Origin of the sequence: Schinkia azotoformans (assembly GCF_035811335.1) — a bacterium.
Lineage (GTDB): Bacteria > Bacillota > Bacilli > Bacillales > Bacillaceae_J > Schinkia > Schinkia azotoformans.
The window spans coordinates 178220-190088 of record NZ_JARSMD010000016.1 but is presented as its reverse complement, the minus strand read 5'-3'; the positions used below and the strand labels follow the sequence as shown (position 1 = coordinate 190088).

The following is an 11869-nucleotide window of genomic DNA, read 5'->3' as shown; positions in this document are numbered from 1 at the left end:
CTGGGACAGAGAACCCGACCCTGTGTCCCATTAATCCCATGCTTCAAGGGCAAAGCCTAATTGCCGTTCAACACGCTGGAGGCGGCGGTTTAGTCGGTTAATACGGTCGTTTTGGCGCTGCAATTGATTTTCGATGCGGTTTAAACGACGATCAATATTGCTGCCACCGCCTGGGAACCCGCCCGGGCTACCCGGACCACTAGGACCACCTCCGGAAAATCCAGGAAAACCAAATTGACGTTCATAATCATAATAGTAGTCCATTATCTTCTTCTCTCCTTTTTGTATGTGCTTTTATTACGTTAATAATCTATGCAATATGGATAATCGTGGACTAAACTATAGCCTATATGGATTCTTTACCCGCTTCGAATATTTGAAAATGGAGGACTTAACATGAGAATTGACAAGCTGCTTGCCAATACAGGCTATGGTAGTCGGAAAGAAGTAAAAAAATTACTGAAAACCGGTGCGGTACAAATAAACGATACCGTGGTTAAAGACCCCCAAACACATCTTGATCCGGAAACTGATCAGGTTACGGTTCACGGTGAGATAGTAGTATATAGAGAGTTTATCTATTTAATGATGAATAAACCGGACGGTGTCATTTCAGCGACAGAAGATGACCGTGAGGAGACCGTTATTGATCTTCTTGAGATGGAGGATCAAATTTATGAACCATTTCCGGTTGGGCGGCTTGATAAAGATACGGTCGGTTTATTGCTATTAACGAATGATGGCCAGCTAGCTCATCAGCTTTTATCCCCAAAAAAGCATGTACCGAAAACGTATTATGCCAAAATAGCCGGGCTTGTTACAGAAAAGGACATCGAGGCCTTTAAGCGGGGGGTTACCCTGGATGATGGCTATATAACAAAGCCAGCTAAGCTCGTTATCCTATCAACAAATGAAGAGGAAAATAGATCGGAAATCGAACTGACGATCATGGAAGGGAAATTTCATCAAGTAAAACGAATGTTTGAGGCTGTTGATAAAAAGGTGACTTTCTTAATGAGAATTAAAATGGGTCCCCTATCACTCGATGAATCATTAAAACCGGGGGAATATCGGGAACTAGATGATGAGGAAGTTGAATTATTAAAGCAAACATCATAAGGGCTGTACCCAAGTTGCTTAGCAATTGCAATTTGGGACAGCCCTTTAATTTCCTAAGATATCTTTACCTTCTTTTCAGTTGTTGTCCATACTCCTCGGCTCGGACTGCAGACCAAATCATTATAAGTCAGCACATTTAAGTCCCTTTGAATAGTCCGAGGTGTTGTACCAAATTCTTCTACAAGTTCTTGTGTTGAAACTATGCCTTTTTCATTAATGAATAAGTAAACAGACTTGATGCGGTTTATCATCCGGGTAGTTGGGTTCAAAAAACCACTCCTTAATATAATGTTCAAACCCATTTGAACAAGAAATTAAATAGAGGTGAATTCATACTCTTGAAACTCCAAAACTAAAACCAAGTAACAATACCAACACTTGATAACATTATTGTACACGTTATTGTTAAAAATTTCTACTATAACATATGAATTTGCAAAATATTTACACTTCTTATACAATCACCCCGCTTAGTGCCATTTCACTACTAACATATGTAATATAATTTGAATATTATGACTATTTATCCGTGAAATTAAGATAGGTTTTACGCGCGTAACTAAATAAAAAGTAGTATATTGATAAAAAATAACATTATTTATTTCAAAGGGAGGACAATTAAGAATGTCAAATCAAATAAATTGGACGGAAGAGGTTTTAAAAAGAAAAGAGCAAATCATCCATGATACTCAAGCATTTTTACAAATCAAAAGTGTTTTAGATGAGGATGGTGCAACCGAACTAGCCCCATTAGGCCACGGAATTGATCAAGCTTTAAAGTTTATGCTTAATAAAGGGCAAAATGATGGTTTTTCTGTAAAAAATGTCGGTGGCTTAGCAGGCCATATTGAATATGGGGAAGGTACAGAGTTATTAGGAATCCTGTGCCATGTTGATGTTGTCCCTGAAGGGGATGGTTGGACAAGTGATCCGTATAGTGCGGAAATAAGAGATGGGAAAATTTTTGCAAGAGGGGCGATCGATGATAAGGGACCAACAATGGCAGCCTATTATGCCATGAAAATCGTAAAGGAATTAGGACTTACTGTACAAAAAAGGGTTAGAATGATTTTAGGTACAGATGAGGAAAGCAACTGGCGCTGTGTGGATCATTATTTTAAACACGAGGAAATGCCTACGATTGGTTTTGCGCCTGATGCCGATTTCCCGATCATAAATGCAGAAAAAGGAATTTTTGATTTTATCCTGGAGCAAAAAGGTTTGGAACAAAATGAGAATAGCGGTACGGCAGTTTTAGAAATGCTGCAAGCCGGAAGACGTCTTAATATGGTACCAGATCTGGCAGAGGCAAGCATTCAATGCAGAACAAAAGATAGTGCCGAACAAATTAAATATTCTTTTGAACAATACATAAAAGATAATACCCTAACAGGTGCTGTTATAATAAAAGAAAACAACTTGCAACTTCGTTTGGAAGGTATATCTGCCCATGGAATGGAACCTAATAAAGGAAGAAATGCCGGTCTGTTGTTAAATAGCTTTTTATATAATAATCTCCTTGATGTGCTCGATCCAAAGGCGTGTTCCTTCGTTTCTTTTGTTCAACAGTATTTTGGAGGGGATACTCGCGGCAAAGCACTTGGTATTGCTTATGCGGACGAAATCTCGGGGGAATTAACAATCAATAATGGTACTCTTTCCTATAGTAAGGAAAAGGGTGGAAAAATCGGATTAAACCTTCGTTATCCGGTTACCCATGATATTGAACCATCCAAGCAGAAAATAAAAGAGGTTTCTGAAAATCATCATTTTACATGTAAAGAATTAAGTGATTCAAAGCCACATCATGTTGATCAACAGCATCCATTAATTAAAGTACTGCAGATGGTTTATGAAGAGCAAACAGGTGAAAAAGCAGAGTTAATCGCCATTGGTGGAGGGACCTATGCCCGTTCATTACGTGCCGGTGTTGCTTTTGGTCCGTTATTTCCGGGGCGTCTGGATGTTGCCCACCAAAAGGATGAGTACATCGAAATTGAGGATTTATTAAAGGCGACCGCAATTTACGCACAAGCTATTTATGAATTGGCAAAATAGCAAAAAAAAGGAGAATTCTGGGGGGTTTTTATGGGGGGCTATATTCGAATTTTTTATCAAATTGGGATACTTTACGTTTTTTATTACATTGGTTTATGGATTCAACAAACCTTTAAACTATTAATGCCAGGCAGCATTATCGGGATGCTTTTATTATTTTGTTTATTAATGACTAAGAAATTTAAGGTAACATGGATTGATAAAGGGGCCAGTTTTTTGCTATCCCATTTACCGCTATTATTTATTCCGGTAACGGTTGGAATTATTGACTATTTCGAACTTTTTAAAGGCCGTGGGTTTCTTTCGGTGATTGTAGTAATCATTAGCACCATTTTAGTGATGATAACTTCCTCATTCGTCGCCGGGTGGATTGCTGAAAAAAATGTAAATGCAGTAAAAATGCGTACACAGGAGGGTAAAGAAATATGAGCCTATTCTATGCCGCATTAGCAATAGCGGGTACCATCTTAACCTATAACTTAATGAAAAATGTATATGTAAAGTTTTATACACCATTTATGGTGCCAATTGTAACATCAACGGTTTTTATCGTGTTATTTTTGCTGTTATTTCATATACCGTATGAAACCTATATGAGCGGCGGTGAGTGGATTGTCCATTTATTAGGACCGGCCGTTGTTGCTCTTGCTTATCCGTTATATAAGCAGATTGATACAATTAAAAAATATGGGGTGTCAATCGTGACAGGGGTATTTGTCGGCACTTTTATCGGAATCGTGAGCGGGATAGGTTTAGCCCTTTTATTTGATGTAGAGCCGTTAACTTTACTTTCCCTAGTGCCTAAATCGGTAACATCACCAGTTGCCATGGATATTGCTCTAGTGATTGGTGGTAATCCGACTTTAGCAGCGGTCTTTGTTATGGTTGCAGGGGTGCTTGGTGCCGTTTTAGGCCCATATCTGTTAAAATGGATGAGGATCAACCACTTTATCGCCAGGGGAATTGGGTTTGGAACAGCAGCCCATGGGATAGGAACGTCAAAAGCGCTTGAAATGGGTGAACAGGAAGGAGCAATTAGCTCCATTGCAATGACACTAAGTACAATTTTTGCCTCGATATTAAGCCCGCTTCTTGTTCAGCTTTTATTATAAAAGGCATAATTTTGTACATCATTGTCTAGCTCCAGCGCCCAGCGACTAGTGGACGTCGCTTAACGGGCGCTTACGCTTTTCTAAGTTTGGAGGAAATATTGTGGCACAGTTAATAAAACTGCAGGATTTTATATCCCGCTATGAAACAGATATATACCGATATCCAAGCCAGTATATCCGTTTGAAAAAAGAACGCTGGGAAAAAATCAATGCTTCATTAGACGATCAACAACCCAAATTAAGTGACTCAACATTTTTTGAAGGCTTTGAGGATTTCGATCAAAACTGGCTTGAACCTGAGAAAAAAGGCTTGTTTGGAACATTAAAGCGTTGGCTAAAAAAGCCGAAAAGCAGCATTGAGGACGTAAGCGAAATCGAAACACCTTTTCGGGAGTTCGATCAATTATCAGCAGATAGAAAAAAAACAAAAGAAGAAATAAAACAGGAATTTCTTAATGAATTATTTCGTTTTCAAATAAACTGGGCCAGCTCGACAATTAGAGATTTTTCCTATGTAGATAAAAGGATTTATGAGGATGAAATATTAAAATACTTTCTACAGCATTTCCCCGATAACTATTTATTATTATATAAGCCGACTTTACTTGTAAAAAAAGCACCGATTGAATTGGAAATCATTTTAATCAGCCCTGTAACAACGTTTTGTATTACTATCATTGAAAACGATGATATGAGTGTTTTTAAGACGGATAGAGGCAATTATTGGTCTGAGCTAATTCGAGATCAAGAGATTAAAAGAATAAATCCAATGCTCTCTTTAAACAGAGCTGAGAGTTTAATTAAAGGCTATTATAAACATTATGAGGTTGAAATGCCGGTTCAAAAAATAGTGTTGTCGCGAACGGGGTATATAGAGGGTGAATACGAACCATCCAATACATTGTTAATTGATAAACGAAATTATAGCGAATGGTATACAAAGCTTAGAAGACTGCCTTCCCCGATAAAATTTGTTCAATTAAAGGGTGCCCAAGCCTTATTAAAACATAGCCAATCAACCTATGTCCGCAGGTATGAATGGGAACAGGATAATGATGAAATCAATATTGATGGTTTTTTTGATGAAGACAAGTAAAAGGTGTTGAAAGCTAATTGAAAATCAATGGCTTTCAACACCTTTTTTTGTAGAATAATATATAATAATAGGTAAAAGAAGTATGTTAAACAAGTCGTAACGTAATAGTTGGGGTGTGAGAGATGAACTGGTTTGAAGCCTATTTAGATGAAATGGATATCGTTACAATCTTGTTTTCCAAAGAAACGCCTTCATTAAACAATCATGAATTTTACTTGCATGATGGAGTTCAAAGACACTCATTGACAGTGATTAAAAAAGAAGAATTAGTAACAGAGACTAAATTTACATGCAAGTCACCGGTTGACATAGAAATAGGCAAATTTAATTTAGTATCGGACCTTTTTGGAAATCAAACTGAACTATTAATCGGCTCAGTTATAAGAACGAAAAAATTTGATCAATTATATTATTATAGCGGAAACGATTTAGGGGCCAATTATTCATTGACGGAAACAACCTTTAAAGTATGGGCTCCATCTGCAGAGGATGCTTCCCTTTTGTTTTATAATAAAAGAGGAACGATCTACCAAATGTTTTCGTTGGCAAGGGAAGAAAAAGGAGTTTGGTCGATTACTTTACACGGGAATTATGACGGCTATTTTTACCGCTATAATGTTTGTGTTAATAAAGTATGGCGGGAAGCTGTTGATCCATATGCCAAAGCGGTGTCCGTAAATGGGGAGTATGGGGTTGTCGTTGATTTGAGTAAAACAACAGTCCCTAAATACTCTCAGTATTTACCGCCCTTTAAATCTTCAACAGATGCTATTATTTATGAAACCCATATCCGTGATTTTTCGATACATCCGGAAAGCGGTGTAAAAAATAAAGGGAAATATGTAGCCTTTTGTGAAGAAGGTACAAAAGGACCATATGAATGTAAAACCTGTCTTGATTATTTAGTAGATTTGGGAATTACCCATGTTGAACTGCTCCCTTTTAATGATTTTGAAGGAATTGATGAGTCAAGTAATCAGGATCAATATAACTGGGGCTATAATCCGGTTCATTACAATGTTCCTGAAGGAAGCTATGCTACAGATCCATATGACCCTTATGTTCGAATTCGTGAAACAAAGGAAATGATCGAAGCCCTACATCAAAAAGGGATTCGGGTCATCATGGATGTTGTTTATAACCATGTTTATATGCGTGAATATTCATCCTTCCGAAAAATAGTTCCCGGCTATTATTTCCGTTTTAATGAATTTGGACTGCCTTCTGATGGGACCGGTGTTGGCAATGATATTGCATCAGAACGATTAATGGTTAAAAAGTTTATTATAGATTCAGTTCAATATTGGGTTAAAGAATATAATGTTGATGGATTTCGTTTTGACTTAATGGGTATTTTGGATATCGAAACAATGAATGTTGTTCGACAAAAGATTGATGAGATTGACCCGTCGATTATCATACTCGGAGAAGGCTGGAACCTGGACACACCACTACCGGAAGAAGAAAAGGCCATCATTAAAAATGCAGAAAAACTACCAAGAATAGCTCATTTTAATGATGTATTTCGCAATTCAGTTAAAGGCAGTATTTTTGATCTTTTGGAACAAGGGTTTATTTCTGGAGATATACGGTATAACGATAATTTTAAGATGCTTTTTGCCGGAAGTATCACAATTACGAAAGAAATGGATGGTTTATTTCAATCACCACAGCAAAGCGTTAACTATGTAGAATGCCATGATAATCATACATTATGGGATAAGCTTGAAATTAGCAATGCGGATGAATCGCTGGAAATTAGAAGGAAGCGACAGTATTTAGCCATTGCCATTGTGCTGCTTTCTCAAGGCATCCCGTTTCTGCATAGCGGGATGGAATTTTTTCGGACAAAATATGGCGAGAGTAACAGCTATAACAAGCCTGATAATATTAATCAGCTTGATTGGGCAAGAAAAAATATGTACGAAAACTATATTCCGTTATTCCAAGCTCTAATAGCGATTCGGAAAGCACATCCGGCCTTTCGTTTATCCACTTCAGAAGAAATTCAAAGGCATTACAAGTGGCTGGCACCGTCGCCGAATCTAATAGGTTTTTTACTACATGATCTTGATGAAATAGACACATGGGAAAATATCATTGTCCTGTTTAATAATGGTGTCCTCCCAAAAGAATACTTGTTGGATGATTGTGATCAATGGATTATTGCTGTTAGTGGAGATAAAGCAGATTTGAATGGAATAGAACAAATAACAAAAAAGGTCATGATAGAGCCGCTGTCAACGATGATCCTTTTTAAAACAAAAATCTAGTGGTTTCCTAACGAATTGATTTACGTTATACTAAAAATGGTATAATGACGGGAATTTTAGCATAAGTTGTCGATTTAATAGATAAGTAATCAAGGAAAATGTAGGTGAACAGCATTGGAAATCAGTTTAGACTTAGGAGAAGGTTGGGAGGTTTTTCCCGCAGGTGGTGCCACTGGCGAAGCCTACATCGCTCAATATGAAGGCCAAAATAAACTTTTCCTTAAAAGAAACTCCTCCCCATTTTTGGCTGTTTTGTCCGCTGAAGGGATTGTTCCGAAATTAATTTGGACAAAAAGAATGGAAAATGGTGACGTAATTACAGCGCAGCACTGGTTAAAAGGGAGAGAGCTCAAGCCCATAGATATGACGGATAAGGCTGTTGCGATCCTTTTGAGTAAAATTCACAATTCTAAAGAGCTTTTAAACATGCTGCAAAGAATTGGAAAAAAGCAACTCCAGCCATTGCAATTGTTAGAGGACTTAAAACAAATACTTGAAAAGTCACTTTCTACTGAAAAAGAAATTTGCAATTCTATTCAATTTTTGGAGCAGAACTTGCCATATATAAATCATGAATACTTAGGTGTATGTCATTGTGATGTAAATCATAATAATTGGTTAATGAGTGATGAACAGGAATTATATTTAATTGATTGGGATGGGGCGATGATAGCAGATCCAGCACTAGACTTAGGCCCATTGCTTTATTGGTATATACCCCAAAATAGCTGGGGTGATTGGCTTCATAATTACGGTTTGGAGCTGACAGCCAACTTGGAACGAAGAATGAAATGGTATGTAGTGTACCAAACAATTTCAGCAATTGTCTGGTACAAGAACCGCAATGAAAACCATGAATACGAACAATGGATCGATCAATTAGGAAACATGTTGTCAGCTTTCTCAATTTCCTAGGAAATATTGTAGGTTTATGTCATATTATAATTGTTGAGGTCATCAATCCACATCGATAGACGGTCTTGGTGCTGATTAATATGATCATCCATATTTTTGGAGTTTTGGGCATTTAGACTATAGTTGTAAACATCCATTAAAGTGTTTTTCATTTGTTCATCTACTTGTTGATTGCCAATCAAAGATTGAATGAGCCGCTCCAGTTGTTGGCATTCAGATACTGTACCGCAGCAATCAACTTGATGGTTTTTTAATATATCTTGCAGAATTGTTAGTTGGTGTTGTTCATTCAATGGCATCAGTATTCCTCGCTTTCTTTTCTTATCATGAACTAAATGACAAAATAATATTCGAAACCTAAAGCAGCCTTCAACTCATGGCTGCTTTGCTTTTTTATTCTTTTCATTTTTCTTAAATGATGGTATGTTTGAACTTGTAGTTAAAGGAGGCATTGAATTTAATGAGATTGCGAAACAAGCCAGGAGCACATGATAAAATTAATGGACATCCCGACAGAGTAATTTCCACACCGGCAGATTTCCGTGGGAATTGGAAAAAAGAAATATTTAAAAATGAAAATCCAATTCACATTGAAATCGGAATGGGAAAGGGGACTTTCGTAAATGGTATGGCTAAATTACATCCTGACGTGAATTTTATCGGGATTGAAAAATATACAAGTGTGATTGTAAGTGCATTGGATTTAACTTTAGAACAGGCCTTGCCTAATGTAAGGTTATTAAATATAGATGCAAATACTTTACCGGAGATTTTTGAACAAGGGGAATTGGCACAAATCTATTTGAATTTCTCTGACCCATGGCCGAAAAATCGTCATGAAAAAAGACGTTTAACCCATGAATCATTTTTAGCAATGTACGAATCAGTGCTTGTTAAAGGCGGAGAGGTACATTTGAAAACTGATAACCAAGGGTTGTTTGAATTTTCATTAGAGAGTTTTTCAAGATACGGCATGATTGTTAAAAATGTAAGTCTTGACCTACATAAGAGTGGTATTAAAGGGAATGTCATGACGGAGTATGAACAAAAATTTTCAAGCAAAGGAAACCGAATATACCGCTGTGAAGCGCAATTTAGGTAAACGTAGGTAATAGGAAGATCATAACTATTTAAATGCTATGCTATATGCGGCCAAGGAACCTACGATCAAGCTAGTCAGTGGCCGCAATTGCATTTGCATAAATCCGTTTTATAACGGGTTTACATCAATAATCGTACCTGTCATGGCATCAACCAAAAATTCATACTGCTCCACTTCGTTATTAACCGTCCTTGTAATACCGCCCCGATAAATTTTATAAGGTAGGTTATATTTTTTTATATTTTCCGGATTCATATGAATCCAAGACCCATCAATTGGACCATTCTCTTTAAATGCCTTCTTTGCTAAGCTTAGCGCAACATCAGATGAAATTGTCTTTTTCTTCGCTGCTTGGCTAATTAACGCTCCTGCAATGATTCCTGTACTAAAGCCGATTAATAATTTATTCCACTTCAAATGCATTCCCTCCGCTTCTAATACTCTTAATACTTTATAATATAAGTGTTGGAAACGAAAAAATTCAAGTGAATACCATGTTCTTTTTGGATAGTGTACAATATTAATATTACATAATATAAAAAACAATTTCATTTGAAGGAGTTTTGTAGAATGAATCAAGAAACACTTCAGCTTTTTAAAACATTGACGGAACTTCAAGGTGCCCCTGGCTTCGAACATAATGTGCGTAAATTTATGAGAACTGAAATTGAAAAGTATGCTGACGAAATGATCCAAGACCGCTTAGGTGGAATTTATGGAGTGAAAAAGGGCTCCGACGAAGGACCAAGGGTTTTAGTCGCAGGACATATGGATGAAGTAGGCTTTATGGTTACCCAAATAACGGAGAATGGATTACTTAGGTTTCAATCATTGGGTGGTTGGTGGAGCCAGGTGCTGCTTGCACAGCGAGTACAAATAGAAACTGACCAGGCCCAAGTTATCGGTGTTATTTCATCTGTTCCTCCTCATTTGCTTGATGAAGAGACAAGAAAAAAACCAATGGATATTAAAAATATGTTGATCGACATTGGTGCAGATAATAAGGAAGATGCAATTCGGATTGGAATCAAACCGGGACAGCAAATTGTCCCTATTTGCCCATTTACACCGATGGCAAATGAAAAGAAAATATTAGCGAAGGCATGGGATAATCGTTATGGCTGCGGATTAGCAATCGAACTGCTGAAAGAGACGAAAAACGAAAAATTGCCCAATAAGCTGTTTGCCGGGGCTACTGTGCAGGAAGAAGTGGGCTTACGTGGGGCCCAGGTGGCTGCAAATTTAATCCAACCTGATATTTATTATGCGTTAGATGCCAGCCCGGCAAATGATGCATCAGGGGAAAAAGATGTATTTGGAAAGCTTGGTCAAGGAGTATTATTAAGAATTCTTGATCGCACAATGGTCACTCATCGCGGAATTCGGGAATTTGTATTAGATACAGCAGAAAGTGCTAATATTCCTTATCAATATTTTGTATCACAGGGTGGAACAGATGCCGGACGTGTCCATACATCTAATAACGGTATTCCATCGGCGGTAATAGGTATTTGCTCACGGTATATTCATACATCAGCGTCTATTATCCATGTAGATGATTATGCTGCGGCTAAAGAACTATTAATTAATCTTGTGCGAAAAACAGATAAAACAACGGTAGATACAATTCTAAAAAATAGTTAAGGTGATGGATAGGTAAATGAAAGTAGCAGTAGGTTCGAAGAATAAAACCAAAGTTCGTGCAGTTGAAAATGTATTTATATCCGCGATAAGTCCGCAAATAGTTGCAATCGATGTTCCTTCTGGTGTATCGGCTCAGCCTTTTTCCGACGAAGAGACAATGAGAGGTGCTAAAAATCGGGCCTATCAAGCCTTAGTTGAAACAGATAGTGATATCGGGATCGGACTTGAAGGAGGAGTAATGGAGACCGGTAAAGGATTACTCCTCTGCAATTGGGGAGCTCTTAAGCTAAAGGATGGTACAGAATTAATTGCAGGCGGGGCCAGAATTCTTTTGCCTGAGGAAATTTCTGAGGGTTTGAGAAAAGGCTTCGAGCTATCCCATGTCATGGATGAATACACATCAAAGCACGATGTTCGCTCAAACGAGGGTGCCATTGGAATCTTTACCAATAGCCTTGTCCAGCGAGAAGAGATGTTCACCCATATTGTAAAATTACTGTTCGGTCAATATTTATATTCTTCACAAAAGGAAAGTTAAAGGGGTCAAAGA

At 37.5% G+C, this 11869-nt stretch carries 14 protein-coding genes; 10 read left to right on the top strand and 4 right to left on the bottom strand.

Translation table 11 applies throughout. From position 1 onward, the window contains the following. Positions 1-30: 30 nt before the first annotated feature. Entirely contained in the window at positions 31-264 is a 234-nt protein-coding gene (locus P9E47_RS09460; protein WP_003333230.1) for a hypothetical protein, read from the bottom strand. Positions 265-396: 132 nt separating this feature from the next. Here P9E47_RS09460 and P9E47_RS09455 point away from each other — a divergent pair, with 132 nt between their 5' ends. Further along, positions 397-1119, top strand: a complete 723-nt coding sequence (locus P9E47_RS09455) for a pseudouridine synthase (RefSeq protein WP_326163255.1) — start codon at positions 397-399, stop codon at positions 1117-1119. A gap of 53 nt (positions 1120-1172) precedes the next feature. On the opposite strand, the gene P9E47_RS09450 is transcribed toward P9E47_RS09455, so the two are convergent. Further along, a complete protein-coding gene (locus P9E47_RS09450) occupies positions 1173-1388 on the bottom strand; it encodes a DeoR family transcriptional regulator (protein ID WP_326163252.1) in 216 nt (71 codons plus the stop codon). Positions 1389-1743: 355 nt separating this feature from the next. Here P9E47_RS09450 and pepV point away from each other — a divergent pair, with 355 nt between their 5' ends. From pepV to P9E47_RS09420, 6 genes are all read left to right on the top strand, one after another. Beyond that, positions 1744-3177 (top strand): dipeptidase PepV, encoded by a 1434-nt coding sequence (gene pepV / locus P9E47_RS09445; RefSeq protein WP_326163250.1) that lies wholly within the window; start codon positions 1744-1746, stop codon positions 3175-3177. 30 nt (positions 3178-3207) lie between these two features. Continuing rightward, positions 3208-3606: a CidA/LrgA family protein gene (locus tag P9E47_RS09440; RefSeq protein ID WP_326163248.1), complete on the top strand. Its 399-nt coding sequence runs from the start codon at positions 3208-3210 to the stop codon at positions 3604-3606. Further along, positions 3603-4289: an LrgB family protein gene (locus P9E47_RS09435; protein ID WP_003333236.1), complete on the top strand. Its 687-nt coding sequence runs from the start codon at positions 3603-3605 to the stop codon at positions 4287-4289. Before P9E47_RS09440 ends, P9E47_RS09435 begins: the two co-directional genes overlap by 4 nt. Before the next feature lie 100 nt (positions 4290-4389). Continuing rightward, on the top strand, positions 4390-5385 hold the full coding sequence (locus P9E47_RS09430; protein WP_326163247.1) for an NERD domain-containing protein: 996 nt from the start codon (positions 4390-4392) through the stop codon (positions 5383-5385). 122 nt (positions 5386-5507) lie between these two features. Further along, on the top strand, positions 5508-7658 hold the full coding sequence (gene pulA, locus P9E47_RS09425; RefSeq protein WP_326163246.1) for a type I pullulanase: 2151 nt from the start codon (positions 5508-5510) through the stop codon (positions 7656-7658). 114 nt (positions 7659-7772) lie between these two features. Then, complete coding sequence (locus P9E47_RS09420; RefSeq protein ID WP_003333239.1) at positions 7773-8573, top strand: phosphotransferase family protein; 801 nt, start codon at positions 7773-7775, stop codon at positions 8571-8573. A 14-nt stretch (positions 8574-8587) separates the two neighbouring features. Here P9E47_RS09420 and P9E47_RS09415 read toward each other — a convergent pair whose 3' ends face one another. Continuing rightward, positions 8588-8872 (bottom strand): YtzH-like family protein, encoded by a 285-nt coding sequence (locus P9E47_RS09415; RefSeq protein ID WP_003333240.1) that lies wholly within the window; start codon positions 8870-8872, stop codon positions 8588-8590. Between the two features lie 161 nt (positions 8873-9033). Between P9E47_RS09415 and trmB the strand changes: the two genes are divergently transcribed. Next, positions 9034-9675 carry a tRNA (guanosine(46)-N7)-methyltransferase TrmB gene (gene trmB / locus P9E47_RS09410; protein WP_326163244.1) on the top strand — a complete coding sequence of 214 codons (642 nt, stop codon included), beginning with the start codon at positions 9034-9036 and terminating at the stop codon, positions 9673-9675. Between the two features lie 108 nt (positions 9676-9783). Here the strand turns inward: trmB and P9E47_RS09405 are convergent, their stop codons facing one another. Next, complete coding sequence (locus tag P9E47_RS09405; RefSeq protein ID WP_326163243.1) at positions 9784-10098, bottom strand: PepSY domain-containing protein; 315 nt, start codon at positions 10096-10098, stop codon at positions 9784-9786. Between the two features lie 147 nt (positions 10099-10245). Between P9E47_RS09405 and P9E47_RS09400 the strand changes: the two genes are divergently transcribed. After that, a complete protein-coding gene (locus tag P9E47_RS09400) occupies positions 10246-11319 on the top strand; it encodes a M42 family metallopeptidase (RefSeq protein ID WP_003333243.1) in 1074 nt (357 codons plus the stop codon). A 16-nt stretch (positions 11320-11335) separates the two neighbouring features. Next, positions 11336-11857: a DUF84 family protein gene (locus P9E47_RS09395; RefSeq protein ID WP_003333244.1), complete on the top strand. Its 522-nt coding sequence runs from the start codon at positions 11336-11338 to the stop codon at positions 11855-11857. Positions 11858-11869: the final 12 nt, after the last annotated feature.

Bases quoted from the DNA above. Each gene is read 5' to 3' on its own strand.
- P9E47_RS09460 (WP_003333230.1), bottom strand. From the start codon at position 264: ATGGACTACTATTATGATTATGAACGTCAATTTGGTTTTCCTGGATTT.
- pepV (WP_326163250.1), top strand. From the start codon at position 1,744: ATGTCAAATCAAATAAATTGGACGGAAGAGGTTTTAAAAAGAAAAGAG.
- P9E47_RS09400 (WP_003333243.1), top strand. From the start codon at position 10,246: ATGAATCAAGAAACACTTCAGCTTTTTAAAACATTGACGGAACTTCAA.
- P9E47_RS09435 (WP_003333236.1), top strand. From the start codon at position 3,603: ATGAGCCTATTCTATGCCGCATTAGCAATAGCGGGTACCATCTTAACC.
- P9E47_RS09455 (WP_326163255.1), top strand. From the start codon at position 397: ATGAGAATTGACAAGCTGCTTGCCAATACAGGCTATGGTAGTCGGAAA.
- pulA (WP_326163246.1), top strand. From the start codon at position 5,508: ATGAACTGGTTTGAAGCCTATTTAGATGAAATGGATATCGTTACAATC.
- P9E47_RS09440 (WP_326163248.1), top strand. From the start codon at position 3,208: ATGGGGGGCTATATTCGAATTTTTTATCAAATTGGGATACTTTACGTT.
- P9E47_RS09405 (WP_326163243.1), bottom strand. From the start codon at position 10,098: ATGCATTTGAAGTGGAATAAATTATTAATCGGCTTTAGTACAGGAATC.
- trmB (WP_326163244.1), top strand. From the start codon at position 9,034: ATGAGATTGCGAAACAAGCCAGGAGCACATGATAAAATTAATGGACAT.
- P9E47_RS09395 (WP_003333244.1), top strand. From the start codon at position 11,336: ATGAAAGTAGCAGTAGGTTCGAAGAATAAAACCAAAGTTCGTGCAGTT.
- P9E47_RS09415 (WP_003333240.1), bottom strand. From the start codon at position 8,872: ATGCCATTGAATGAACAACACCAACTAACAATTCTGCAAGATATATTA.